Origin of the sequence: Devosia sp. LC5 (assembly GCF_000735585.1) — a bacterium.
Lineage (GTDB): Bacteria > Pseudomonadota > Alphaproteobacteria > Rhizobiales > Devosiaceae > Devosia.
Genome location: NZ_JNNO01000018.1, coordinates 24,111 through 48,148 on the forward strand (window position 1 = coordinate 24,111; position 24,038 = coordinate 48,148).

Genomic DNA, 24,038 nt, shown 5'->3' on the forward strand with positions numbered 1-24,038 from the left:
GGGCACATGCGGCCTCCGGGTCGCGCCGTGCCAGGAGGACCCATTTGAGCCTGCAATCAACGACCCTCGACAACGGCATGGTGGTGCTGACCGACGACATGCCGCACCTGGAGAGCGCTTCGCTCGGGGTCTGGGTCAAGGCCGGTGCGCGCTGCGAGCGCAAGGCCGAACACGGCATTTCCCACTTGCTCGAACATATGGCCTTCAAGGGCACGACCACGCGCACGGCGCTCGAAATCGCCGAGGCCATCGAAAATGTCGGTGGCGATCTCAATGCGGCGACCTCGATCGAGCACACCGGCTATTTCGCCCGCGTGCTCAAGGAAGATGTGGTGCTGGCCGCCGATATCCTCTCCGATATCCTGCAGAATTCCCGCTTCGAGGAAGACGAGCTGACCCGCGAAAAGCAGGTCATCGTGCAGGAAATCGGCGCCGCCCGGGACAATCCCGACGATCACGTTTTCGACCTGTTCCAGGCTGCAGCTTTCCCCACCCAGCCCATCGGCCGCACCATTCTGGGCACGGTGGATTCGGTGCGCGAATTCAATCCCGATACCATCCGCAAATATATGAACCGCAATTATGTGGGCGACCATATGGTGATGGCGGCGGCCGGCAATGTCGATCATGACGAACTGGTCCATGTGGCCCAGCAGCGCTTTGCCGATCTCAAGCCCAATGGCGCCCCCGCGCCCCAGCGCGCCGAATATCAGGGCGGCGAAGAGCGGCTGATTTCCGACCACGAACAGGCCCATATCGTCATAGGCTTTGAAGGCCGTGCCTATAATGCCGACGGGTTCTACGCAGCCCAGGTGCTGGCCTCCATTCTGGGCGGCGGCATGAGTTCGCGCCTGTTCCAGGAAGTGCGCGAAAAGCGGGGCCTCTGCTATTCGGTCTATTCCTTCCACTGGGCCTTTGCCGATAGCGGCGTGTTCGGCGTGGCGGCAGCGACCGGCGAGGACGAAGTGGCCGACCTGGTCCCCGTCGTGCTGGACGAACTCAAGCGCGCCACCCAGTCTATCGCGGACGATGAAGTTATCCGCGTCCGCAACCAGATCCGGGCAGGCCTGTTGATGTCGCTCGAAAGCCCCTCCGCTCGCGCCGGCCAATTGGCGCGCCAGCAGATCCTGTGGGGTCGTCCCATCCCCATGCAGGAAACCGTCGATCGCATCAACGCCATCACGACCAAGCGCGTGCAGGAAGTGGCCGAGCAGATCTTCACCAGCGGCTTGCCGACCCTGGCGGGCATCGGGCCGGTTGACCGGCTGGTCGATGTCGGTGCCATCGGCGATCATCTCAAGCGATAAGCCTCATGCTCTGGCCCTGGTCATCGCCGGTCCCGTTGATCGCCCTGCGCGGCCGGCGGGTGCTGCTGCGCCTGCCGCAAATGGGCGATTACGAGGCCTGGCATGAACTGCGCCGGGGGAGTCGCGATTTCCTGCGGCCGTTTGAGCCGCGCTGGACTGAGGCCGATCTCAGCCGCCGGGTGTTCGCCGCGCGGGTCCGCCGGGCCCGCGAGGAAGCCGAGGAAGGGAGCGACTATTCCTTCTTCATTTTCACCGATGATGCGGCCACTTTGGTGGGCGGCATCACACTCTCCAATGTGCGCCGCCGCGCCGCCCAATTCGTCAATCTGGGCTATTGGATGGGCCAGCCCTTCGCGGGGCAGGGGCTGATGAGCGAAGCCGTCGCCACCAGTCTGCCCTTCGTTTTCGACACGCTCGACCTGCACCGCATCCATGCGGCATTCCTGCCCGGCAATGTCGCTTCGCGTCGCGTGCTGGAGAAGAACGCCTTCGTCGAAGAGGGTTTCGCGGAAAAGTACCTGCAGATCAACGGCCGCTGGGAAGATCATGTGCTGTTCGGCCTGACCAAGGAACGCTACGAAACCGCGCGCTATACCAGGCGCCTGGTTTGAGCGCCTCGACAAATCGCCACGCAATAAACTATCTATAAAATCATGGCGCAGCCCAAAGACGACACCATCGCCGTGCGGATCAGCAAGGTCCTGGCCGAGCGGATTATTGCGGGCAATCTCGAGCCCGGCGCCCGGTTGCGGCAGGATCATATCGCCGCCGAGTTTGGCGCCAGCCACGTGCCGGTGCGCGAGGCCTTCCGCCGGCTCGAAGCGCAGGGGCTGGCGATCAGCGAGCCGCGCCGTGGCGTCCGCGTCGCTGCCTTCGATCTGGCCGAGGTCAAGGAAATCGCCGAAATGCGCGCGGCGCTTGAAGTGCTGGCGTTGCGCCATGCTGCCCCGCATCTGACGCCGGCCATTCTCGAGGCAGCCGAGCAGGCGACCCATGCTGGCGACAATTCGCCCGATGTCGCCTCCTGGGAGGCCGCCAACCGGCTATTTCACCGCACTCTGCTGGCTCCCTGCGGCATGCCGCGTCTGCTCGGTGCCATTGATGATCTGCATGCCGTCAGCGCGCGGTTCCTCTTTGCCGCCTGGCAATCGGCCTGGGAGGCGCGCACCGATCACGACCATCTGGCGATCCTGGCTGCCTTGCGGGCCGGTAATGTCGAAGAGGCTGCGACGGTGCTGGCGCGGCACGTCCGTTGGATCGGGCAGAAGCCGGTTCGAACGGCGTCGGGGACGACGCGGAAGGTGTTCACTATCGTTGGGTGAGGCGGATCGGGAATCCAGATCGATGAGAATCCCTCCAATGCCCTTGCCTCGTCGTCCAAAAATCCGTTTAATAGATCGTCACTTAAAATTATCTATAATTGTCCGAGGATCTCCCATGAACACCGCTGCAACCACAATCCGGCCCAGCTTCAGTCCGCTTGGCCTGGCTGATCGCTCTGTCCTTTGGCAAGTCGCCGCTGTCGCCCTGGGCACGCTGTTCCTGGCGCTATCGTCCTATGTCGAAGTGCCCATGGTTCCGGTTCCCATGACCATGCAGACTTTCGCCGTTGCCATGGTTGGCGCGCTTTATGGCTGGCGCCTGGGCGGCGTGACCATTGTGGCCTGGCTCATCGAAGGTGCCGCCGGCCTGCCGGTCCTCTCGGGCGGCGCAGCGGGGGTGATCCACTTTGCCGGTCCCACCGCCGGCTATCTCTTCGCCTTCCCGATCGCCGGTGCCATTGTCGGCTGGCTGGCCGAACAGGGCTGGAATGGCAACAAGCCGGTACTGGCCTTTCTCGCTGCCATTGCCGGCAACCTTACCTGCCTCGCATTGGGTTGCGCCTGGCTTGCCGTGACGATCGGGGCCGAGCCGGCCTTTTTCCACGGCGTTGCGCCGTTCCTGCTTGGCGCTGTGCTCAAGTCCGCACTCGGCGCGGCGGCCTTGGCCGGCCTGCAGCGCGTGGCGGCCAAGCGTTGACCGTCAAGCTGCGGGCACACCATCTGCTCTGCATGCTCACCTATGTCGGCAGGGGGTATACCCCTGCCTTCACGGCCAATTACGATACCATCATTGTCCGGCTCGGCGCCGGGGAGACGATCGAATTGGTCGCCGGGCCCGACGATGTCTGTGCGCCTCTATTGGGTATCGGCCAGCCGCATTGCCACAATGATAGCGTGGTGGAACGGGATCGCCTCGCGCGCCTTGCCGTCGCCGATCTGCTGGTTGATATCGATCTGGCGAAGCCCTTTCATCTCGATCAAACCACGCTCATGGCCCTGCGCGTTGCGTTTTCCACCGGGCAGATCCGGCCCGCCTGTGCCGGCTGCGAATGGTCCGAGCTCTGCGATAGCGTGGCGCAGTCAGGCTATGCGGGCGCCTCCCTCGCGATGACTGCCTGTTAGCCCGGTACCCGTTGCCATTCGGCAACACTTCGGTAACCTTGTCGCCCGCATCATTCCCCGCTACCAAAGAGGGCTCCCGCCAAGACCATGCCGTTTCGGCGCGCGGGTCGTTAACGCGGCCGCGCTGGATCGCTGCCATAATGAAGCCTACCACAGGATATAGTCGGCCCTGATGCGTCCTTTCTTTGCACTCGCGGTGTGGCTTGCGTTCGCGCTTTTCACCATCGCGCCATCCGCCGCCTTTGAAGTCATTTCGGTCCCCGAAGACGTCAACGCCGTCAATCTGTCCGCCGTGGTGGAAATCACCCCGGGCGCGGATGGGCGCGTGCAATTGTCGACCGCACCGGGCGAAGACGGCATTATCCGCCGCATTGAGGTACTGGCGAGCGAGCAGGGGACCAATCCGAATTTCGCCCTGTTCGCGCTGCGCAATGAAAGCGACCAGCAGATCGAGCGCCTCCTGGTGGCGCCGTTCTTCCGCCTGCCCAATTCGGGCGTGTTCAATCCCGATCTGGGCAATGACCGCCTCGCCGCGCTGACGCCCAGTGCCGGCATCCGCCCGGTCAAGCTGGCCGATAGCGAAGCTGACGTCTTCGAAATTACCCTCGATCCGGGTGCCACAGTCACTTTCGTGGCCGAGCTCTCCTCGGCCGAATTGCCCGAGCTTTACCTCTGGCAGCCCAATCCCTACCGCGATTACGTGAACTCTTTCACCCTGTTCCGCGGCGTGGTGCTGGGCGTGGCCTCGCTGGCGGCGGTGTTTTTGACCATCATGTTCGTGGTCAAGGGGCGCGGCGTCTTCCCGGCCACGGCTGCCTTTGCCTGGGCCGTACTGATCTATCTGCTGATCGATTTTGGCGTTTTGGGCCGCCTGCTTGGCATTCCAGCCGGGGGCATGCAGCCTTTGCGCGCCGCCTCGGAGGCGGGTATAGCCACAACATTGGCCGGGTTCTTGTTCATCTATCTGAACCTGCACCGCTGGCATTTGCGTTTCATTCATCTGGCGCTTGGGCTGGCCGCTCTGTTCCTTGCGCTGTTTGCCTTTGCCTTCTTCCAGCCCGCCATTGCCGCCACCATTGCCCGGCTCGTGCTGGCCATGCTGGGTTTCTCCGGCTTCTTCCTCATCCTGCTGCTGGCACTGCGCGGTTACGATCGCGCCGTGCTGCTGGTGCCCACCTGGATCATCCTGATCTCCTGGTTGTTTTATTCCTGGCTGGTGATTTCAGGCCAGGTCTCCAATGACGTGGCTCAACCGGCTGTAGGCGGGGGGCTCGTACTCATCGTCATGCTGCTCGGCTTTACCGCGGTGCAGCACGCGTTTTCCGAAGGGCAGGTGTCGGTCGGCACCCTCTCCGAAGTGGAGCGCCGGGCATTGGCATTGACCGGGTCGGGCGATTTCGTTTTCGACTGGAACATCGAGCGTGACCGTGTCTCGGTCAGCGACGAATTGGCGACGCGCCTGGGCGAAAAGCGCGGGGCACTGCGCGGCGCCATCAAGCGCTGGCTCGACCGGGTCCATCCCGACGATCGCGACCGTTTCCGCACGGCTTTCGACACGCTGGTCGAGCTGCGTCGTGGCAAGGTTTCCGCCGATATGCGTATTGCCGGCCATGATGGCAGCTATCGCAGCTTCCGCATGCGGGTCAAACCCGTCCTTGGTGGCGATGGCCAGGTCAACCGCATCGTGGGTACGTTGCAGGACGTCACCGAAGACCGTGCTGCTCGTGAGCGCCTGCTGCATGACGCGGTGCATGATAGCCTGACGGGTCTGCCTAATCGCCAGCTTTTCCTCGATCGGCTGGAGCGTGCTCTGGTGCGCGCCAGAACCCCGGGGGGCACCAAGCCGGCAGTGTTCCTTATCGATATCGACCGCTTCATGGAACTGGAGGAACGTATCGGCCATTCTGCTGCCGATTCCGTGCTGCTGGCGATTTCCCGCCGTATTGCCCGCATCATGCGCCCGCTCGACACAGTGGCTCGCGTCACCGGCGACCAGTTTGCGGTGATCCTGGCCTCCGAACAGGCCGCCGGCAAAATTGCTGAGACGGCCGAGCAGATCCGCAAGGCGCTCAAGGCGCCGTTCAATTTCGGTGATCGTGATTTAACGCTGACCGCGTCGATCGGCGTCACCATCTATGACAGTGCCCCCGCCGACGCGCCCGATGTGCTGCGCGATGCTGAATTGGCCATGTATTACGCCAAGCGGCTGGGTGGGGACCGAATCGAGGCCTATCGCGCTTCGGCCCGCTCCATCTCGGCCTATAATCGCGCCAGTGAAGAAGACCTCGAACGCGGCATGAAACAGGGCGAATTGCATGTGCAGTTCCAACCGGTGATGGATATCCAGACCGGCCAGCTGGCCGGTGCCGAAGCCCTGATGCGCTGGGTGCATCCGACGCGCGGCGTGGTCAATCCCGACGAATTCGTGCCGCTGGCCGAACGCTCCGGCCAGATTGAAAAGCTCGGTCGCCTGGCCTTCGAGCAATCGGCGACGCAGACCAAGGACTGGATGACCTCGTTCGGCCTGCCCGAGGAATTTTTCATCTCGGTCAATCTGTCGCCCAGCCAGCTCGCCACCGAAACCCTGCTCAATGACATGCGCAACCTGGTCAGTCAGGACAAGGAATTGGCGCGGCACCTCAAGCTCGAAATCACCGAAAGCCAGGTTATGACCAATCCTGAGCACTCCGCCTATATGCTGCAGGCACTGCGCAATCTGGGCTTGGGTTTGGCACTGGACGATTTTGGCACCGGCCATTCCTCGCTGAGCTATCTGCACCGCTTCCCGTTCGACACCATCAAAATCCCCGCGCCCTTCGTGAAGATGGGCGAAGACAATGGCATCGCCCACACCCAGGCCCCGATCATCAAGGCTGTGGTGGGTCTGGCCGCTGATCTCGATCTGATGGTGATCGCCGAAGGCGTCGAAACGCTGGACGAAATCGAACGCCTCCGCCAACTCAACTGCCGCTATGCCCAGGGTTTTGCCTTTGGTGCGGCGATGACGGGTGCGGAGTTTGGCAAGAAGCTGGCGGCGCAATTGGCGCGGTAAGCGAGGAGCGCCCTAAGCGTGCCCAGCCTCGGAACTCAAAGTCGCCCGGGTGATATGCAGGCTCGCCAACGCCGCCTTGTAGCGCTCCTCCACCGGGGTTTCGAACACCAGGTCGCGCGAGAACGGGACGGTCAGCCAGCCATTGTCGCGGATTTCGTCTTCTAGCTGTCCTGCTCCCCAGCCGCAGCATCCCAGCGCAAATAGCGTTGCTTGCGGTCGTGGGCCGAAGGCCATGGCTTTGAGAATATCGAGCGTGGCGGTGAGATAAATCCCATCGCCGACCTTGTAGCTATTGCCGCTGGTGTAATCGGCCGAATGCAGCACGAAGCCGCGCCCCTTTTCCACCGGCCCGCCGCGCATCACCACGCCCTGGCGGATCGAGTCGGGCAGGCGGATCACGGCATCTGGGTCGCCCAGATCGAGTTCGTCGATAATGTCGGCAAAGCGCAGATTGGCCAATTCGTGATTGACCACGAGCCCCATCGCGCCTTCGCTGCCATGGCCAACAACCAGGATCACGCTTTCGGCAAAGCGTTCATCTTCCATATCTGGCATGGCCACCAGAAACTGGCCTTCAAGCGAATTCATAGCCTAATTGTAGGCGTCCCATCCGCATGCGACAAGGCTGGCCGCCTGCAAGAGGCCCATGCGGCCATCACGAAGGCCTGATTACCCGTCAGCTATTTCTTCATTTCCTGGTGCGCTAATGGCTGTGTTCATGCAGCTTCTATCCGCCCTTGCCCTTTTTGCCGTCACGCTCACGCCCGCCCTAGCGGGCGAAACGCCATGGCAGGAAGTCGCCCCCGGCGTGAAGCTGCGACTGATCAGCTCCGGCCTCGTCAAGCCCGATGGCAAGACGCTGCTTGGCCTTGAGATATTCATGCCCGAAACGACCAAGACCTATTGGCGCGTGCCGGGCGAAACCGGCCTGCCCACCACGCTCGATTTCACCGGCTCAACCGGGCTCGCCAATGACCGCATTGTCTGGCCCTATCCCAGGCGGGACGAGACTGACGGTTATCTCGACTATGTCTATTATGGCCCGCTGGTTCTGCCGATTGCCGTGACGGTGTCTGGGGACGCGCCCAACGCGGAAATCTTCGCCACCCTGGGTGTCTGCTCGGAAATCTGCATTCCGGCCCAAGCTCATTTTTCCCTGAGGCTGGACGATGCCGAGCCCGACCGGCCCAATGGCCTGCGCATCCGCCAGGCTATTGCCATGGCACCCATGCCTTGGGACGGCAAAGCCGCACCCATCGGCTCGGTGCGCTATCACAGTGCCGATCATATGCTCGCTATTGAGCTGGGCGATGCTGATGTTGACCCGGCCTCGCTGATCGTGGCGACGGCCAATGGCGAGCCGCTGTTCGGGGCGCCGCAAAAAAGCCCGGAACCCAACCTAGTCCTCATCCCGATCCTGGGTAAAAGCGAGCCAATCGACTTGGAAAACCAGGATATTCAGCTCACATTCATAACCGATATGGGAGCTTTCGAAGTCACGCGGACCATCAAGGGTGCGCTGGACTGACGAGACCCAGGGAACGGAGAGGCCAATAGGCCTTGTATGCGGCGCTAAAGCCGCATATCCGAAACACTGGACTATCAAGGGAAATGGCCGTCCACGGGCGGCGATAGGCATGGGGCATATCCTTTAATGATCGAACGTGGCAGTCCGGTTCCTTCCGTGCGGATCAAACTTGTTGGCGCAGATGGCGCCACTGATACCACCAGCGATGCTGTACTCGGCAGCGGCACTGTGGCCTTCTTCGCAGTACCCGGTGCCTTTACGCCCACCTGCCATGTCAATCATCTGCCCGGCTATCTGGCCAACCTTGGCAAGCTGGTTGCTGCCGGCGTCGACAAAGTAGTCTGTGCCTCGGTCAATGACCATCACGTGATGAAAGCCTGGGCCGAAGCCTCGGGCGCGCTGGGCAAGATCGAATTCATCGCCGACGGCAATGGCGACCTCGCCGAGGCCCTGGGCCTGGCCAAGGATTTTTCGGGTTCGGGCATGGGCAAGCGCTTTGCCCGCGCCTCGATCCTGTTCCGCAACGGCAAGGCCGATGCGGTTTTTGTCGAAGACGGCCCGGGCGTCAATGCCAGCGGTGCCCCTGCCATGCTGATGGCGCTCGAAACGGCCAATGGCTGATCCCCAGGCGCAAGGAGCCAATTCGATGACCAATTTCCTCCCCATGCTGCGCCTTTCCGCCGCCGCTCCCCTCGCCATTGTGCTGGCTGGCTGCTCCATGGGATCCATGTTTGGCGGCGGCCAGAGCGAGGCCGCCAGTCAGTCGCTCCAGAACGCCACGGCAAGCCCTGCTGCTATCGCCCAGGCCCAGTCCAACGCGCTGCCCGCCATCGCCACCCAATGCCCGCCCATCAAGGTGCGCGCGGGCTCGGAGGCCATGTATTATTATGGCGGCGGCCGCGTGGGTGACCCCAAGGCGCTGCAATATCAGGGCGTGATCGACGAAAGCTCGCGCAATTGCGTGGTCTCCAACGGCTTGATCACCGTCAATATGGGCGTGGTTGGCCGCGTACTGCTCGGCCCCGCAGGCAGCCAGAACAGCGTCAACGCCCCGATCCGCTTCGCGGTGGAACGCAATGGCGCCGCCGTATTCTCGGAAAAATACACCATTCCCGTCGCCATTACCCCGCCCGCCCAGTCGGCTGAATTCGTCAAGGTGATCGAAAACGTTGCCATTCCCTATCTGGGCGGCGAGGAGATCACCATCTGGGTGGGCTTCGATACCAAGGGCTGATTGCGCGCAGGGCGCTTCACATTTTGAGTGCGGGAGGGGATACCCCCTCCTAACCTCCCCCTGATAGGGGGAGGAATCTCTCCACTTTTGGGACTGGATCGAGGCACAGCCACCGGGCGGTTCCTCCCCCTTGTCAGGGGGAGGCCAGGTGGGGGTACTCCGGTGCCGCCTATTCCGCCGCCTTCAGCGTCTCCGCCGACCGCTCCCATTTCAGGATAGGCGAGCGAGCCGCCCGTGTCTCATCCAGACGGCGACGGGGTGCCTTCATCGGGGCGGCTGTAAACCGCTCGACATTGCCACTCTTGGCATCCACCGCCAGTTCTTCCATTACCTCACAGAAGCGGTCCAGCGTCTGCTTGCTCTCGCTTTCGGTGGGCTCGATCAGCATGGCGCCATGCACGACCAGCGGGAAATACATGGTCATGGGGTGGAAGCCCTCGTCGATCAGCGCCTTGGCGAAATCGAGCGTGGTGACGCCGGTTCCGGCCAGGAAACTGTCATCGAACAGCGCCTCATGCATGGTCGGGTAATCACCAAAGGGCACCGAGAAGGCGTGGGCGAGGCGGGCCTTGATGTAATTGGCGTTGAGCACCGCATCCTGCGCCGCCTGGGCGAGGCCATCGCCACCATGGCTGAGCATATAGGTGAGGGCGCGGACATACATGCCCATCTGGCCCTGGAAGGCGGTGATGCGGCCCAGGGCTTCACCCTCGGCATGTTCGACCAGCTCCAGCCCATTGCTGCCCTTGCGCACGAAGGGCACAGGCGCGAATGGCGCCAGAGCTTCCGACAAAACCACCGGACCGGCACCCGGCCCGCCGCCGCCATGGGGCGTCGAGAAGGTCTTGTGCAGATTGATATGCATGGCGTCGATGCCGAGGTCGCCGGGGCGGACGACGCCCATGATGGCGTTGAAATTGGCGCCATCGCAGTAGAAGAAGGCACCGGCGTCGTGAATAGCCTGGGCGATTTCGATCACCTGGGGTTCGAACAGGCCACACGTGTTCGGATTGGTCAGCATGATCGCAGCCACTTCGGGCGAGAGCGCATCCTTGACCGCCTGCACATCCACCGTGCCGTCTTCGCGCGCTGGAATCGGCTTCACCGAATAACCCAGGAAGGCGGCAGTGGCCGGATTGGTGCCATGGGCGCTTTCGGGCACTAGAACGATCTTGCGATGGCTCTGGCCAGCCGCGTCCTGTGCGGCCTTGATGGCCATCATGCCCAGCAACTCGCCATGCGCACCGGCCTTGGGCGTCAGCGCCACGGCGGCGGTATTGGTGAGGGTCATCAGCCAGTGCGAAAGCTGGTTCATCAACTCCAGCGCGCCTTGCACGGTCGAGACCGGCTGTAGCGGGTGAATGTCGGAGAAGCCGGGCAGGCGGGCCATTTTCTCGTTGAGGCGAGGATTGTGCTTCATCGTGCATGATCCCAGCGGATACATGCCGCTGTCGATCGAGTGGTTGAGGCGGGACAGGCGCACATAATGGCGCATGGCCTCGGGTTCGGTGAGGCCGGCCAGATCGAGCGGGCTCTTGCGCTCGAAGCCGCCGAGGCGGTTGGTCGAGATCGTCACATGGGGCAGATCGACGCCCGAATGCTCGGTGTCGCCGATCTCGAACAGCAATGGCTCATTGGGCAGCAGCGCCGAGCCCGAAGTGGAGGCAAAACCGGAAGTGCCCACGCCGGTGGGGCGGCCCTGATTGTTCATGCTCATGCCAGTTCCTCCGCCAGAGCGGTCGTCAACGCCGCAATGTCGGCGTCGGTGGTGAGTTCGGTGGCGGCCAATACGATGAGATTGACCACGGACGGGTCGGTCGGCTCCAGCCGGCTGACCGGCACGCCGGCCAGAATGCCGCGCTGGGCGAGGCGTTCGACAAGCGCCACTGCTGGCTGGGCGGTGCTTATGGTCATTTCGTTGAAGAAGGTCTTGTTGAGCACTTCAACGCCCGGCACCCCGGCCAGCGCATCCGCCAGCTTTGAGGCTTGCGCGTGGTTGAGGCGGGCAAGGCGGGTAAACCCGGCTTCACCCAAGAGACCCATATGGATCGAGAAGGCCAGCGCACACAGGCCCGAATTGGTGCAGATATTGGAGGTCGCCTTTTCGCGGCGGATATGCTGCTCGCGGGTGGACAGTGTCAGCACAAAACCGCGCTGGCCATCGGCATCGACGGTTTCGCCGCAGAGGCGGCCTGGCATCTGCCGGATGAATTCCTTGCGGGTCGCCATCAGGCCCAGATAGGGGCCGCCGAAGTTCAGCGCATTGCCGATCGACTGGCCCTCGGCCACCACGATATCGGCGCCCAAGGCGCCGGGCGCTTCGAGCAGGCCAAGCGAAACGACCTCGGTGATCACTACGATGAGCAACGCGCCCTTGGCATGGGCGGCGTCGGCGGCGGTCTTGATATTGCGCAGATGGCCGTAGAAGTCGGGCGTCTGCACCACGATGGCGGCGGTGGTCTCGTCGATATGATCGAGAATATCGCCCTGGCCTTCTGGCGAGGCCGAGAGGATTTGCAGATCCGCATCGTCCTTGAGATAGGCGCGCACCACGTCGCGATAGTGGGGGTGCAGGCCACCCGACAGCACGATCTTGTTGCGGCGGGTCAGGCGGCGGGCCATCAATACGGCTTCGGCGGTGCCGGTCGAGCCGTCATAGAGGGACGCGTTGGCCACATCCATGCCGGTGAGCTTGGCCGCCTGGGTCTGGAATTCGAACAGCATCTGCAGCGTGCCCTGCGAGATTTCCGGCTGGTAGGGCGTGTAGGCGGTCAGCCATTCCGAGCGCTGGATCAGGTGATCCACTGTCGCTGGCACATGGTGGCGATAGGCGCCCGCGCCGACAAAGAACGGGCCGTCTGCGCCTGCATGATTCTTGGCCGCGAGCGCCCGCATATGGGCTTCGACGAGAAATTCGGGGCTATGGGCGGGCAGGCCGAGATCGAAGCTCTTGAGCGCGCGCGCGGGCACGGCGCTGAATAGCGCATCGATATTGGCCGCGCCGATGACACCGAGCATTTCGGCGCGTTCGTGATCGGAATGGGGGAGGTAGCGCATGGGTCTCTCAGGCTTCCAGTTGGCGGCTTACCCCGGCCCTGGGAAGGGCCGGGGTCGGCGCGCTTTACTTCGTCAGTTCGGCGTAACCGGCATCATCGAGCAGGCCATCCAGCTCGCTGGCGTCGGCAATGGCGATCTTGAACATCCAGCCGGCTGCGGCGGGGTCCTGATTGACGAGGCCCGGCTCGCCAGTCAGCGTGTCATTGACCTCGGTGACCGTGCCCGAGACGGGCGCATAGATTTCCGACGCCGCCTTGACCGATTCAACGACGGCGGCTTCATCGCCCTTTTTGAACACTTTGCCGACGCTGGGCAGCTCGACAAACACGATGTCGCCCAAGGCTTCCTGGGCAAACTGGGTGATGCCGACAATTCCGGTGGCGCCCTCGACGCGGATATATTCGTGGTCAGGGGTGAACTTGGTGGTCATGGCGATCCCTCAACTGGATGTGGTTTTGCGGAAATAACGATGGGGTACGAAGGGCGTCGGCACGACTTCGGCGGCCTGGGCACGGCCGCGGATGCTGACCTGCAGCCTGGTTCCAATAGCAATATGGGCGGGCGGCACAAAGCCGAGCGCGATGGCCCTGCCAAGCGAGGGGGCAAAGCCGCCACTGGTAACAACGCCGATTACGGCGCCGGCGGCGTCAAGGATTTCGGCGCCTTCGCGGGCCGGAGCACCTTCGACGATAAGGCCGACGCGCTTGCGGGCGGGGCCATTTTCGCGCTCGGCCAAAATGCGAGCGGCGCCAGGAAAGTCAGCAGCCTCGCGGCGGCGCTTGGAAACAGCAAAGCCCAGATCCGCTTCAATGGGTGAAATGGTTTCGTTCAGGTCATGCCCATAAAGGGGCAACCCGGCCTCGAGCCGCAGGCTGTCGCGTGCGCCCAGGCCAATTGGCTTGACGCGCTCATCGGCCAGCAGCGTGTCCCAGAAGGTGGTGGCAATGCTGGCTGGCGCCAGGATTTCAAATCCGTCCTCGCCGGTATAACCCGACCGGGAAACGATCAGCGTGTGCCCGTTCCAGTCGAAGGGGCCATATTGCATGAAGCCCAGTTCCACCACGCCCGGCAGCAGCGCTGATAGTACATCAATGGCTTCGGGACCCTGCAGGGCCAGCAGCGCTCCATCATCAGCGCGGGTCAGCTTGGCGCGGTCGCCGGCGGCCTCAGCGATATGGGCGAAATCGGCATCCTTGGTCCCCGCATTGACCACGATATAGAGCGCGCCGGGGAAGCGGGGCGAGCGGGCGACCATCAGGTCGTCCATGGTGCCGCCTTGTGCATTGAGCAGCAGCGTATAGCGGATCTGTCCGGGCTTGAGCCCGGCAATGTCGCCGCAGATCAGCGGCTCGATAACAGCCGCGATGGCAGCGTGGTCGGCGTCGGCATCGCCGGTTTTGCTGCTGAGTTCGAGAAAACTCGGCCCCATATGGCTGACATCAAACAGGCCGGCATGCTCGCGGGTCCATTTGTGTTCGGTCATGATGCCCGAGGCATATTGCACGGGCAGGGAATATCCGCCGAACGGCACCATGCGGCCGCCGGCGGCAATATGCTGCTCATAAAGCGGCGTGGTCTTGAGAGTTTCGGCTGAGGTCTGGGCCATCAACGCTTCCCGGAAATGAACAAGGCGACACGACTACACTCGCCTCGCGGCGAATTCCGTGCCCCCTCTGTCCTCATCACCTGAGAGATTTCCCGGCTGAGCGCCGGTTGCTCCTTCGGTGGGACCTGGCACTGTGCCGGTCCGCTTTCCAGAGTTGTAGCTGTGCTGCGGTCCTTTTGCCTGAGAGTTTCCGGGGCGGTTGCTCCTTCGGCGCTGGAGAAAGTCCAATCTCTCCCGCAGTGAGGGCACCATGGTGGAGATTCTGAGGGGCGTCAATCGTCCTCGGGCCCTTTCCCTTCTCCCCTTGTGGGAGAAGGTGCCCGAAGGGCGGATGAGGGGTCTCTTTCTGTGCTTCTGGCATGGGCGAATGCAGTACCCCTCACCCTGCAATTTCTTCTGAACGAAGAAATTGCTGTCCCTCTCCCACAAGGGGCGAGGGTAGAAAGGAGCCCGGACCTCAAACAAAAAAGGGCGGACCCTGCGGCCCGCCCTCAAACTCAATCTAACTAACCCGAACGCCTCAGTTCAGCTTATTGCCCACATCGGCAATGGCGCGGTCGACGACTTGGCCGCCCTTCTTGGCCATTTCCTCGGTCAGCACGGCGCGGGCCGCTTCGATGGCGACATCGGCGGAGCGGGCGCGCACTTCGGCGATGGCTTGGGCCTCGGCCTGGGCGATCTTGGCTTCGACGGCGCGGGTGCGGCGGGTGACCAGATCGGCCAGCGAAGCCTGGGCTTCGGCGGTCAGACGCACAGCTTCTTCCTTGGCAGCGGCAATGATGCCCTCGGCTTCGGATTCGGCAGCGACGCGCTTCTGCTCATATTCTACCAAGAGGGCCGCGGCTTCTTCGCGCAGCTTCTTGGCGGCTTCGAGTTCATCTGCGATCTGCTGGATGCGCTTGTCGAGCATCTTGCCGATAACACGCGGCACGCCAAAATAGGTGATCAGCGCCAGGAACAGAACAAGCCCGACAGTGGCCCAGAAGCTATTGTCCATCCATTCCATCATGCTTACTCCTTGCTCGCCTTGGCCACGGCGGCCTTGACGCTCTCGCTCGGAATATCGCCGACGAGCTGGGTGACGACGGTCTGCGCCGTTTCAGCGGCAATCTCGTCGACATGGGTCATCGCTTCGGCCTTGGTCGAGGCGATGCGCGCTTCGGCAGTCGCAACCTTGGCGGAAAGATCGGCTTCCACGGCCTGGCGCTTGCTGGCCAGTTCGGTCTTGATCGCGTCGCTGGTCTGGGCGGCAATGCCCTGGGCCTTGGACTTGGCGTCGGCGAGAGCTGCCTCATAGGCGGCAATGGCGGCGTCGGTCTTTTGGCGGCTCGCATCGGCCGCGGCGAGATCTGCATCGATCCGAGCCTTGCGGTCGGCCAGGAGGGAGCCGACGCGGGGCAGGGCTACCTTGCTCATCAGCAGGTAAAGCGCGGCAAAGCAGATCGCCAGCCACAGCAATTGCGACGGGAAGGTCGCCGGGTCGAATGGCGGGAAGATATCCGAGCCATGCTCGCCGCCATGCGCCTCGGTGGTGGCATGGGTATCGGCGGTCGGGTCGGCGTGCGCCGGATCGGCATGGGTCGCATCGACCGCGCCATCGACATGTTCTTCAGCCGGGGCTGCTGCCTCTTGGGCGTAGGCTTGCGTTACCATCAGGTGAGGTCCCGTTAAATCCGGTCAGCCGGCGGAAAGCCGGACGATAGAATGCAGCCGGGTTGGCCCCGGCTGCAGAATGCACGCAGTCGCGCCGCTATTAGGCGACGAACAGCAGGATCAGGGCAACCAGGAACGAGAAGATGCCCAGAGCTTCGGTCATGGCCATACCGAAAATCAGGTTACCGGTCTGGCTCGGAGCAGCCGACGGGTTGCGCAGGGCGCCCGACAGGAAGTTCGAGAAGATGTTCGACACGCCAAGCGCAGCGCCGGCCATACCCAGAGTTGCAATACCAGCGCCGATGTACTTTGCGGCTTCAGCTTCCATTTTTGTAGTCCTTTCAAGGGTCGTAGTTTGCCGGCGGGGCCCGCCGTTGAGGGACTCAACGCTCAGTGTGAAGGGTGAACCGCGTCGTTGAGATACATCGAAGTCAGAACTGCAAACACATAGGCCTGCACTGCTGCAACGAGGAATTCGAGGGCTGTCAGCGCCACTGTCATGAACAGCGGCAGGATCGCACCCAGCCAGCCGAGGAAACCGGCTGCACCCAGGCTCACCACGAAACCGGCGAACACCTTGAGGGTGATATGGCCAGCCAGGATATTGCCGAACAGTCGGACAGACAGGCTGATCGGGCGGGACAGGAAAGAGATGATTTCAATCGGCACCACGATCGGCAGCACATAGGCCGGCACGCCCGAGGGCACGAAGAGCTTGAGGAATTTGAAGCCGTGACGGACAAAACCGTAGATCACGACCACGCTCATCACCAGCAGAGCCAGCGCCACGGTGACGATGATGTGGCTTGTGACGGTAAAGAAGTAGGGGATCATGCCGAACATGTTGGCGGTCAGCACGAAGGCGAACAGCGAGAACACGAAGGGGAAGAATTTCATGCCTTCGGTGCCGGCCGAGCTGCGCAACATATTGGCCACGAATTCATAGGCCAATTCGCCCGTCAGTTGCAGCCTTGAAGGCACCAGCTGCTTGCGGCTCGAGGCCAGCAGCACGAAAGTGGTGATCGCCAAAACCGTCAGCACCATAAAGAGCGACGAATTGGTGAAGGACAGGTTCAGCCCGCTGCCTGCGGTGCCATCGCCACCTACATGGATGGGGATCATGTCCTCGATGACAAACTGGTGGATCGGGTCAGTACCGGCCAAAACAGAGCCCCTTGCGCGTCGTCATCAGTGTTCAATCCGCTTGTCGTCTTCCGCGTCAGGCTTTGTAGGCCCAGGCGGGGGAGGCGATGCGGCATTCAATTCGGCCACCGCTCGGGTGACATTGAGTATTCCAGCGGCAAAGCCCATCATGAACATGATGAGCAATCCCCAGGGGCTGGTGCCCAGTCCAAGATCGATCAGGTAGCCGAGAATGCCCCCTATCACGATCGCCGCCACGAATTCGGTGCCGATGCGCATGCCGCGCGCCATACCGCTCGTGTCGTGGGAACCATTCGCCAAGGCTCTGTTGTCCTCGGCTGCGCGGCTCCGCTTGGCAGAGGCAATACGCGATGCGAGATCGCGCGTCACCCCATCAGCGCCACTATCCTGGCCTTTGGTATCTTGCGGTTTTGCCATCCGCTCGCTCCCCTCGGCCCGGCTTTGACCCGGGGTTAATCCGGGGCGCCTTTTAAGTCGCGCGCAACATAGTGGTGGGGTAACACAGTGTCAAGATTCGTCGCGGCGCCATAATTCGTTGATTCAAAACGTCTTTTTGGCTTTGAGCGGGGGTGCGGCATGCTGTCCACACCCAAGCATGGCAAAGTGGAGGCAGGGACGGGGGGATTCTGGGCAATTTTGGGTTACCGGCGGCGGGGTACCCCCAGACCCAAAACCTCAAACCGCCTCAAGAAATGTCTCGGCCGTGGTCAAATCCACCGATACCAGCTGGCTTACGCCGCGCTCGGCCATAGTCACGCCGAACAGCCGATCCACCCGGCTCATGGTGATGGGGTTATGGGTAATGACCATGAAGCGCGTATTGGTGCGCTGGCGCATGGAATCGAGCAGGTTGCAGAAGCGCTCCACATTGGCGTCGTCCAGTGGCGCGTCCACTTCATCGAGTACGCAGATCGGCGCCGGATTGGTCAGGAACACCGCAAAGATCAGGCTCATCGCCGTCAGCGCCTGCTCGCCTCCCGAGAGCAGCGTCATGGTCTGTGGCTTCTTGCCGGGCGGGCGGGCTATGATTTCGAGGCCCGCTTCGAGCGGATCGTCGCTTTCGACAAAGGTCAGTTCCGCCGTGCCGCCGCCGAACAGGGTGGTGAACAGCTCCTGGAAATGCTCGTTGACCTTGACGAAGGCCTCATTGAGCCGCGCGCGGCCCTCGCGATTGAGCGACTGGATGCCGGTTCGCAGCTTGGCAATGGCCTCGATCAGGTCGTCTCGATCTTTGACCATGGTGTCAAGCTTTTCCTGAACCTCTTCGGCTTCCTTTTCCGCCGACAGGTTGACCCCGCCCAGCCGCTCACGCTCGGCCTTGAGCCGGTCCACCTTCTGCTCGATGACGCTTTCGGCCGGCAGGGCCTCCTCGGGCTTGATGCCTGAGACTTCCAGCGTTTTGCTGGCGGGAATATCGAGCGTTTCCTCGATCTGCCGCTCGATCTGCTGGCGCTGGGCGATAATGCCCTTGATGCGCTCCTCGACGCGGGTCAGCTCGATCCGCGCATTGGCCAGAATATCGCTGGCGCCCTTGAGCGCCTTATCAGCTTCACGATAGCCGGCCTGGGCCAGGTTCAGCCGGTCGCCAGCGGCTTTGTGCTCGATGGTGGCGGTTTCGATCTGGTCTTCCAGCTGCGCCCGGCGGGCGGCAAAACCGTCCGGCGTTTCGGTGACGCTGGTCAATTGCGCTGTGACTTCGGCGCTGCGTTGATCGAGCGTGGCCAATTGCGCCATCGCGCCGTCGCGGCGGCGGGTCCAGGCCATGCTGTCGCGCTGCAATTGGCTGAGGCGATTGTCGCGCATGCGCGCCGCGGTCTCAAAACTGCCCAGCTTGAGGCGGGCCTGATCGGCCTTTTCCCGCGCGGCACTAAGCGCCGCCCGCAAATCCTCGGCCATTTCAGTCGCTTCGCCTTCTTCGCCCGCTTCTTCCAATAGACTCTCGGCCTGCTCGCGCATCGCCTCGGCCTCGGTAAGGCTGGTTGCAAGGCGCGCGCGGGCTTCCTCCAGCGCCGATTGACGCGTGGTCAGATCGCCAATAGCCCGCTGTGCTCGATCGACTTCGGCCTGCGCCGCGCCAATGGCATGCTGGGCCATGCGCCAGCCTTCGCGCTGGCTCTTTTCGTCCTGCCGCGCGGTGGTGAGGGCCGCGGTCAGCGCCTCGACATCGCGTTTGGCCGCATTGCGCTCGCCCCGGGCGCGGGTGATTTCGGCATCGAGCTCGGCCAGACGATTGCGCTGCGCCAAGCGCTGTGCGGCCGGGCTTGGCGCATCGGCCGCAGCCACAAAACCATCCCAGCGCCATAGTGCGCCGTCCAGCGTCACCAGCCGCTGGCCGGGCTTGAGCGCATGCATGAGCGCGGGGCCATCCACGGCATCGACAATGCCGATCTGGTCCAGCCGCCGCTTGAGCAGCGCATTGCCCGTCACATAGCGCGACAGGGGCTCGGCCGCTTGAGGCAGGGCCGGATCAATATAATCCTCGATCGCCACCGACCAATGCATTGGCGCGCCCGCGTCGGATGACGCTTCAAGGTCATCCCCCAAAGCAGCACCGAGTGCGGTTTCGTAGCCCGATTGTACGCTGAGCTGGTCGACAATGGCCGGCCAGAGGCTCGCCCCCACATTGAGCATCTTGCCCAGGGTAGAGGCTTCCGACTCCAGCCGCGTCAGCGCCGCTTCGATTTCGGCCAGCCGGGGCTGTGCATCATCGAGCTGTGTCTGGGCATCTGCGGTTGCTTCTTCGGCCGTGAGAGCCATTTCTTCGGCCGTCGCGGCACTCGCCTGCGCTTCTTCCAATGCCGCGCGCTTCAGGGTCAGCGTCGCATCGGCATCGAGCTTGGCGGCGATCGTATTGGCTTCCTGCTCGACTTCTGCAAGCTGCTGGCCAAGTCGGGCAATCCGCCCGGCCGCATCTTCAGCACTGCGTTGCGCCTGGCCACGCCGTGCCCGCACCTGCGCCAGCGCATCGGCGGCGGCACGCGCCCGCGCGTCGGCGGCACTCACCGCCGCACTTGCCGCCTCGGATTCGCCGCGGGCGCGGTCGAAATCGGTCTGTGCTGCCTCGCCCTCTTCGGCCAACAGCACCAATTCTTCTTCATAGGCGGCGAGCGTGACTTCGCTTTCTTCCACTAGCAGGCGCTCGCGCTCGCCATCGGCGGCGAGCTGGCGGATACGGTCTTCCAGTTCCGCGCGGCGGCTGCTGGCGCGGCGGGCTTCTTCGGCCAATTGTTCGTTCAAAATCGTATAGCGCTGCAGCACCGCCCCGGTCACCGCCTCGCGGTCGCGCAAGGGCTGCAGCGCCGCATCGGCCGCTTCCAGCGTCTTTTGCGCCTGCAATTCGAGATGGGTCGCATCCGCCAATTCGCGGATTAGCACGGCCTGTTGTGCCTCAGTTTCCTTCTCGGCAAAGCGCGCCGCAACCCAGCGGATATGAAACAACGTGGCTTCGGCCCGCCGAATATCGCCCGAGAGCGAGCGGTAGCGATTGGCCAGCCGCGCCTGGCGCTTGAGCGTTTCGAGCTGAGTGTCGATCTGACCGATAATGTCATCGACCCGCTCAAGATTGCCTTCGGCCGCCCGCAGGCGCAGTTCGGCCTCATGCCGGCGCGAATGCAGCCCTGAAATACCGGCCGCTTCTTCGAGCAAGGCCCGGCGTGCGGTCGGCTTGGCGGCAATCAATTCGCCAATCTGCCCCTGCCGCACCATGGCGGGCGAATGGGCGCCGGTCGAGGCATCGGCAAACAGCAATTGCACGTCGCGGGCACGCACTTCCTTGCCATTGACGCGATAGACCGATCCGGCCTCCCGCTCGATCCGGCGGGTGACTTCCAGCACATCGGCATTGTTGAGAGCGGCGGGCGCGGTGCGGTCGGTATTGTCGAGCACGAGCGTGACTTCGGCAGTATTGCGGGCCGGGCGGTTGCCGGAGCCCGAAAAGATCACGTCATCCATGCCCGAAGCGCGCATGGCCTTGTATGAGCTTTCGCCCATCACCCAGCGCATGGCTTCCACGAGATTGGATTTGCCGCAGCCATTGGGCCCGACAATGCCCGTCAGCCCCGGCTCCATGACGAGCACGGTTTCATCGCTGAACGATTTGAAGCCATGCAGCTTGAGGCGGGAGAATTTCATGGCCGCCCCGCCCAAAGGGCGACCTCCCCCGGGAGGGGGAGGCGCAGATTGAGGGCGTTACTGCGCAGGGGCAACCGGCGTTGCCGTCTCGGCTGCGGGAGCAGCCGGAGCCATCGTGTCGGTTGCGGCAGGAGCAGCAGGCGTTGCTGCCGGCGCGGCAGGGGCTGCAGCAGTGGGCTCCGTCGGCACGAAATCGGCAGGCACCAGCGGATCGATTTCAGCAGCGAGCTGCTCGAGCGTCTTGTCACCGGTGAGCGTCTTGCCATTGACATAGAAGGTCGGGGTGCCCTGCAGACCGAAGTCATTGAGCGCCTGATCGCGCATGGCTTCCATCCCGGTGAACAGCGCCTGATTCGTCAAGGCAGCGTCGAAGGTTTCCTGGGTAAAGCCGAGCTGCTTGGCGATTTCGAGGATCTTGTCGCGCGGGGCTTCCGAAGCTGCCCAATCGTTCTGGGTCTTGAAATAGGTCGCCAGCACATTGTCATAATTGGTCGGGCCCGCGGCCTCGGCCAGCATGAACACTGCCGCATCCAGCACATTGCGTACGAAGGGGCGGGTGATCAGCCTGACCTTGCCGGTATTGACATAGGCCGCAACGAAATCGGGCTTCACCGTATTGGCGAAGGTCGCGCAATGCGGGCAGGTGGGCGAAGCATATTCGATAACAGTGACCGGAGCAGTATCGCTGCCCTGCATATGGTCCGTCATGCCGCCGGCGGGCGCCATCAGCTTGGCCTGGTCAACCACGTCGCCTTCCGCGGCATTGGCCGTGGCGACGCCGCAAAGGCTTAGCGCCGACGCGGCGGCGGCAAGGATCAGGGTGTCACGGCGGGTAAATTTCACGGCAAACGCTCCTTTTATGGTGTGCGGGACACTACACGGGCACAAGGTGTCGGCAAGTGGGCACATTCATCACTAGCGGGTGAACGCACTATTTGCCATTTCGCTCCGACCTGCTGGAGAGCGCGAGGCCCAATGCCCGCAACGCTTCCCGCAGACCGTTATCTTCTATATTGGCCACCTGGGCCCCGACCTTTGCTTGCACGCTCTGGCTCGGTTGAATGGTTTTTTGCTCTTTGGCCCCTGAACCGGGGGTGAACGGCTCGGCCGATAGCCGGATTTGCCCCACCAGCACATAGCCGAAATAGCGGTTGACCGCCGCGGCAATGGCCTGCCCCTCATGGACAATGGCCAGCGCATGGCCGGGCGCACAGCGCAGATAGAGCGTTGCCCCCTCCGCGCTTCGCTCCCCGCGCGGCCAGGCCAGCTTGTCGGGTATCGCCACCTTGTCATAGGGCGGGGGCGTCATCGCCCGCCAATGGGTAATAATGTCCCGGCTGGCAAAGCCGCGCTTTTTCAGCACCGGATCAAGCGCGCCGGTGATCGCATCGCCCAGCGTCACCGAGCGATTGCGGCGCTTGGGTTCCATCTCGGCTTTGGGTTTGCTGGCTTCACTCATTAGCCCAGCTTTAGCATTTGCGTCGGGGTGGCGGTAGGTTCGGGCTTGCACGAAATCCAGCCTTCCCCCAAATCTGCGCCATGCACCTGCCAAACCCCGCCCCCATCGACACCGCCGCAGTTCTCGCCTGGTATGACAACCATGCCCGCAACCTGCCCTGGCGCATCTCGCCGGCCGACCGGGCAAAGGGCATAGCGCCCGATCCCTACCGGGTCTGGCTTAGCGAGGTCATGCTGCAGCAAACCACCGTCGCCGCGGTAAAAGCCTATTTCCTGCGCTTCACCGGCCTCTGGCCGACGGTTTTTGACCTCGCGGCGGCTCCGCTCGACGCCGTGCTCAAGGAATGGGCCGGGTTGGGCTATTACGCCCGAGCCAGAAATTTGCATGCTTGCGCGCAGGCCGTAGTCAACGAGCATGGCGGCAAATTCCCTACGACGTCCGAGGCCCTGCAAACCCTCCCCGGCGTCGGCGCCTATACCAGCGCTGCCATCGCCGCCATCTGCTTTGACGAGCCGGTCGCCGTGCTCGATGGCAATCTCGACCGCGTCCTCACCCGCTATTACGCACTGCCCGTCCCGGTCCGCGACGCCAAGGAAGAATTGCGCGGGGCTCTCCAGGCTTCAGTGCCGAAAAGGGCAGGGGATTTCGCCCAGGCCATGATGGATCTGGGCGCCACGATCTGCGCGCCACGCACCGCCATCTGCATGCTCTGCCCCATCCAGCCCGGCTGCATCGGCGCCAAGACGGCGGATCCCACGCGCTATCCGCTCAAAGCCGCCAAGACCGAACGGCCGGTGCGCAAGGGCCACGCCTTCGTCATGACCGACCCCGCTGGCGACGTGTACCTACAAACCCGCCCCGACAAGGGGCTGCTCGCCAAAATGACCGAAGTCCCGACCTCCGACTGGGCGGTGGATCTGCCCGCGGTTGCCTATCCGGTTGAAGGGGATTGGTATCATCGCGGCCAGGTCATCCACGTCTTCACCCATTTCCGCCTCGAACTCGAAATCTGGTCCGCGGCGGTCGCTTCAGCGGGGTTGGATAAGGGCTGGTGGGCCGAACCCAAGGCGCTCAAGGGTGAAGCCCTGCCGACATTGTTCCGCAAAGTGCTGGCGGTGGCTGGGTTGGAGTGAAACTGGAGGCGGGCCGCGAGACCCGCCTTTGCCAAGCTAAGCTGCAGCCCGCGCCATCAAACGTCCGGCAATGCCGAAGGCAATCTTGCCGACTGGCATCGACAGGCAGAATGCTATTGGCCAGGCCATGATGAATCCTTTGGACCATGCAGCAAGCCACTCGGTGGTGGCGCCAAAGGGCAGGAAAGTGAAAATTCCGGTCATGCAGAAAGCCATCATCAGGCTTATCAGCGCTTGTGCCAGGATCAGGGTCTTCTTGTTGGTCATGTC

At 62.9% G+C, this 24,038-nt stretch carries 24 protein-coding genes and 1 riboswitch; of the genes, 10 read left to right on the forward strand and 14 right to left on the reverse strand.

Going from position 1 to position 24,038, the window contains the following annotated elements; all coding sequences use genetic code 11:
• The first annotated feature begins 44 nt into the window (after nt 1-44).
• The 6 genes from FF80_RS11090 (at nt 45) to FF80_RS11115 (ending at nt 6,803) form a co-directional block, all read left to right on the forward strand.
• Entirely contained in the window at nt 45-1,307 is a 1,263-nt protein-coding gene (locus FF80_RS11090; RefSeq protein WP_035100285.1) for a pitrilysin family protein, read from the forward strand.
• A 5-nt stretch (nt 1,308-1,312) separates the two neighbouring features.
• Nucleotides 1,313-1,918: a GNAT family protein gene (locus FF80_RS11095; RefSeq protein ID WP_200877191.1), complete on the forward strand. Its 606-nt coding sequence runs from the start codon at nt 1,313-1,315 to the stop codon at nt 1,916-1,918.
• Between the two features lie 42 nt (nt 1,919-1,960).
• The gene (locus FF80_RS11100) at nt 1,961-2,629 is read left to right on the forward strand and encodes a GntR family transcriptional regulator (protein ID WP_035100289.1); all 669 of its coding nucleotides are present in this window, start codon (nt 1,961-1,963) and stop codon (nt 2,627-2,629) included.
• 115 nt (nt 2,630-2,744) lie between these two features.
• On the forward strand, nt 2,745-3,326 hold the full coding sequence (locus tag FF80_RS11105; protein ID WP_035100291.1) for a biotin transporter BioY: 582 nt from the start codon (nt 2,745-2,747) through the stop codon (nt 3,324-3,326).
• A complete protein-coding gene (locus FF80_RS11110) occupies nt 3,323-3,751 on the forward strand; it encodes a DUF1284 domain-containing protein (protein ID WP_035100293.1) in 429 nt (142 codons plus the stop codon). The genes FF80_RS11105 and FF80_RS11110 overlap by 4 nt, the downstream gene beginning before the upstream one ends.
• 172 nt (nt 3,752-3,923) lie before the next feature.
• Nucleotides 3,924-6,803, forward strand: a complete 2,880-nt coding sequence (locus tag FF80_RS11115; protein ID WP_035100294.1) for an EAL domain-containing protein — start codon at nt 3,924-3,926, stop codon at nt 6,801-6,803.
• A 12-nt stretch (nt 6,804-6,815) separates the two neighbouring features.
• Here the strand turns inward: FF80_RS11115 and FF80_RS11120 are convergent, their stop codons facing one another.
• Complete coding sequence (locus FF80_RS11120; protein ID WP_035100295.1) at nt 6,816-7,391, reverse strand: YqgE/AlgH family protein; 576 nt, start codon at nt 7,389-7,391, stop codon at nt 6,816-6,818.
• A gap of 130 nt (nt 7,392-7,521) precedes the next feature.
• Between FF80_RS11120 and FF80_RS11125 the strand changes: the two genes are divergently transcribed.
• The 3 genes from FF80_RS11125 to FF80_RS11135 all read left to right on the forward strand — a co-directional run bounded on the left by FF80_RS11125 (nt 7,522) and on the right by FF80_RS11135 (nt 9,565).
• Complete coding sequence (locus tag FF80_RS11125; RefSeq protein ID WP_160172827.1) at nt 7,522-8,331, forward strand: protein-disulfide reductase DsbD domain-containing protein; 810 nt, start codon at nt 7,522-7,524, stop codon at nt 8,329-8,331.
• 126 nt (nt 8,332-8,457) lie between these two features.
• Nucleotides 8,458-8,952, forward strand: a complete 495-nt coding sequence (locus FF80_RS11130; protein ID WP_035100297.1) for a redoxin family protein — start codon at nt 8,458-8,460, stop codon at nt 8,950-8,952.
• A gap of 25 nt (nt 8,953-8,977) precedes the next feature.
• Nucleotides 8,978-9,565 (forward strand): hypothetical protein, encoded by a 588-nt coding sequence (locus FF80_RS11135; protein WP_152558346.1) that lies wholly within the window; start codon nt 8,978-8,980, stop codon nt 9,563-9,565.
• Nucleotides 9,566-9,734: 169 nt separating this feature from the next.
• Here FF80_RS11135 and gcvPB read toward each other — a convergent pair whose 3' ends face one another.
• The 12 genes from gcvPB to FF80_RS11195 all read right to left on the reverse strand — a co-directional run bounded on the left by gcvPB (nt 9,735) and on the right by FF80_RS11195 (nt 22,635).
• Nucleotides 9,735-11,282 (reverse strand): aminomethyl-transferring glycine dehydrogenase subunit GcvPB, encoded by a 1,548-nt coding sequence (gene gcvPB / locus FF80_RS11140; protein ID WP_035100299.1) that lies wholly within the window; start codon nt 11,280-11,282, stop codon nt 9,735-9,737.
• Nucleotides 11,279-12,622 (reverse strand): aminomethyl-transferring glycine dehydrogenase subunit GcvPA, encoded by a 1,344-nt coding sequence (gcvPA, locus tag FF80_RS11145; protein ID WP_035100301.1) that lies wholly within the window; start codon nt 12,620-12,622, stop codon nt 11,279-11,281. The genes gcvPB and gcvPA overlap by 4 nt, the downstream gene beginning before the upstream one ends.
• Before the next feature lie 64 nt (nt 12,623-12,686).
• Nucleotides 12,687-13,052 carry a glycine cleavage system protein GcvH gene (gene gcvH, locus FF80_RS11150; RefSeq protein ID WP_035100303.1) on the reverse strand — a complete coding sequence of 122 codons (366 nt, stop codon included), beginning with the start codon at nt 13,050-13,052 and terminating at the stop codon, nt 12,687-12,689.
• 9 nt (nt 13,053-13,061) lie between these two features.
• Entirely contained in the window at nt 13,062-14,228 is a 1,167-nt protein-coding gene (gene gcvT / locus FF80_RS11155; protein ID WP_035100304.1) for a glycine cleavage system aminomethyltransferase GcvT, read from the reverse strand.
• A 158-nt stretch (nt 14,229-14,386) separates the two neighbouring features.
• Nucleotides 14,387-14,475, reverse strand: a riboswitch (glycine riboswitch).
• 273 nt (nt 14,476-14,748) lie between these two features.
• Nucleotides 14,749-15,237 (reverse strand): ATP F0F1 synthase subunit B, encoded by a 489-nt coding sequence (locus FF80_RS11160; protein ID WP_348270327.1) that lies wholly within the window; start codon nt 15,235-15,237, stop codon nt 14,749-14,751.
• A gap of 2 nt (nt 15,238-15,239) precedes the next feature.
• Complete coding sequence (locus FF80_RS11165; RefSeq protein ID WP_035100306.1) at nt 15,240-15,881, reverse strand: F0F1 ATP synthase subunit B; 642 nt, start codon at nt 15,879-15,881, stop codon at nt 15,240-15,242.
• Between the two features lie 100 nt (nt 15,882-15,981).
• The gene (locus FF80_RS11170; protein WP_035100307.1) at nt 15,982-16,209 is read right to left on the reverse strand and encodes a F0F1 ATP synthase subunit C; all 228 of its coding nucleotides are present in this window, start codon (nt 16,207-16,209) and stop codon (nt 15,982-15,984) included.
• A gap of 62 nt (nt 16,210-16,271) precedes the next feature.
• The gene (locus FF80_RS11175; protein ID WP_035100309.1) at nt 16,272-17,045 is read right to left on the reverse strand and encodes a F0F1 ATP synthase subunit A; all 774 of its coding nucleotides are present in this window, start codon (nt 17,043-17,045) and stop codon (nt 16,272-16,274) included.
• A 24-nt stretch (nt 17,046-17,069) separates the two neighbouring features.
• Complete coding sequence (locus FF80_RS11180; protein WP_052153423.1) at nt 17,070-17,462, reverse strand: AtpZ/AtpI family protein; 393 nt, start codon at nt 17,460-17,462, stop codon at nt 17,070-17,072.
• 258 nt (nt 17,463-17,720) lie between these two features.
• Complete coding sequence (locus tag FF80_RS11185; RefSeq protein WP_035100351.1) at nt 17,721-21,176, reverse strand: AAA family ATPase; 3,456 nt, start codon at nt 21,174-21,176, stop codon at nt 17,721-17,723.
• A gap of 57 nt (nt 21,177-21,233) precedes the next feature.
• Nucleotides 21,234-22,019, reverse strand: coding sequence for a thioredoxin domain-containing protein (locus tag FF80_RS11190; RefSeq protein ID WP_052153424.1), 786 nt, complete (start codon nt 22,017-22,019; stop codon nt 21,234-21,236).
• Between the two features lie 88 nt (nt 22,020-22,107).
• The gene (locus tag FF80_RS11195) at nt 22,108-22,635 is read right to left on the reverse strand and encodes a DciA family protein (RefSeq protein ID WP_035100311.1); all 528 of its coding nucleotides are present in this window, start codon (nt 22,633-22,635) and stop codon (nt 22,108-22,110) included.
• A gap of 104 nt (nt 22,636-22,739) precedes the next feature.
• On the opposite strand from FF80_RS11195, the gene FF80_RS11200 reads away from it, so the two are divergent.
• Nucleotides 22,740-23,768, forward strand: a complete 1,029-nt coding sequence (locus FF80_RS11200) for an A/G-specific adenine glycosylase (RefSeq protein ID WP_035100355.1) — start codon at nt 22,740-22,742, stop codon at nt 23,766-23,768.
• 36 nt (nt 23,769-23,804) lie between these two features.
• On the opposite strand, the gene FF80_RS11205 is transcribed toward FF80_RS11200, so the two are convergent.
• Nucleotides 23,805-24,035 carry a DUF2798 domain-containing protein gene (locus FF80_RS11205; protein ID WP_035100313.1) on the reverse strand — a complete coding sequence of 77 codons (231 nt, stop codon included), beginning with the start codon at nt 24,033-24,035 and terminating at the stop codon, nt 23,805-23,807.
• Between the last annotated feature and the right edge of the window lie 3 nt (nt 24,036-24,038).

What these genes read in the sequence shown, in the direction of transcription:
- FF80_RS11115 (WP_035100294.1), top strand. Translation starts at nt 3,924, where the DNA reads ATGCGTCCTTTCTTTGCACTCGCGGTGTGGCTTGCGTTCGCGCTTTTC.
- gcvT (WP_035100304.1), bottom strand. Translation starts at nt 14,228, where the DNA reads ATGGCCCAGACCTCAGCCGAAACTCTCAAGACCACGCCGCTTTATGAG.
- FF80_RS11105 (WP_035100291.1), top strand. Translation starts at nt 2,745, where the DNA reads ATGAACACCGCTGCAACCACAATCCGGCCCAGCTTCAGTCCGCTTGGC.
- FF80_RS11170 (WP_035100307.1), bottom strand. Translation starts at nt 16,209, where the DNA reads ATGGAAGCTGAAGCCGCAAAGTACATCGGCGCTGGTATTGCAACTCTG.
- FF80_RS11195 (WP_035100311.1), bottom strand. Translation starts at nt 22,635, where the DNA reads ATGAGTGAAGCCAGCAAACCCAAAGCCGAGATGGAACCCAAGCGCCGC.
- FF80_RS11095 (WP_200877191.1), top strand. Translation starts at nt 1,313, where the DNA reads ATGCTCTGGCCCTGGTCATCGCCGGTCCCGTTGATCGCCCTGCGCGGC.
- FF80_RS11100 (WP_035100289.1), top strand. Translation starts at nt 1,961, where the DNA reads ATGGCGCAGCCCAAAGACGACACCATCGCCGTGCGGATCAGCAAGGTC.
- FF80_RS11205 (WP_035100313.1), bottom strand. Translation starts at nt 24,035, where the DNA reads ATGACCAACAAGAAGACCCTGATCCTGGCACAAGCGCTGATAAGCCTG.
- FF80_RS11180 (WP_052153423.1), bottom strand. Translation starts at nt 17,462, where the DNA reads ATGGCAAAACCGCAAGATACCAAAGGCCAGGATAGTGGCGCTGATGGG.
- FF80_RS11125 (WP_160172827.1), top strand. Translation starts at nt 7,522, where the DNA reads ATGCAGCTTCTATCCGCCCTTGCCCTTTTTGCCGTCACGCTCACGCCC.
- FF80_RS11120 (WP_035100295.1), bottom strand. Translation starts at nt 7,391, where the DNA reads ATGAATTCGCTTGAAGGCCAGTTTCTGGTGGCCATGCCAGATATGGAA.
- FF80_RS11185 (WP_035100351.1), bottom strand. Translation starts at nt 21,176, where the DNA reads ATGAAATTCTCCCGCCTCAAGCTGCATGGCTTCAAATCGTTCAGCGAT.
- FF80_RS11165 (WP_035100306.1), bottom strand. Translation starts at nt 15,881, where the DNA reads ATGGTAACGCAAGCCTACGCCCAAGAGGCAGCAGCCCCGGCTGAAGAA.
- gcvH (WP_035100303.1), bottom strand. Translation starts at nt 13,052, where the DNA reads ATGACCACCAAGTTCACCCCTGACCACGAATATATCCGCGTCGAGGGC.
- FF80_RS11130 (WP_035100297.1), top strand. Translation starts at nt 8,458, where the DNA reads ATGATCGAACGTGGCAGTCCGGTTCCTTCCGTGCGGATCAAACTTGTT.
- FF80_RS11135 (WP_152558346.1), top strand. Translation starts at nt 8,978, where the DNA reads ATGACCAATTTCCTCCCCATGCTGCGCCTTTCCGCCGCCGCTCCCCTC.
- gcvPA (WP_035100301.1), bottom strand. Translation starts at nt 12,622, where the DNA reads ATGCGCTACCTCCCCCATTCCGATCACGAACGCGCCGAAATGCTCGGT.
- gcvPB (WP_035100299.1), bottom strand. Translation starts at nt 11,282, where the DNA reads ATGAGCATGAACAATCAGGGCCGCCCCACCGGCGTGGGCACTTCCGGT.
- FF80_RS11160 (WP_348270327.1), bottom strand. Translation starts at nt 15,237, where the DNA reads ATGATGGAATGGATGGACAATAGCTTCTGGGCCACTGTCGGGCTTGTT.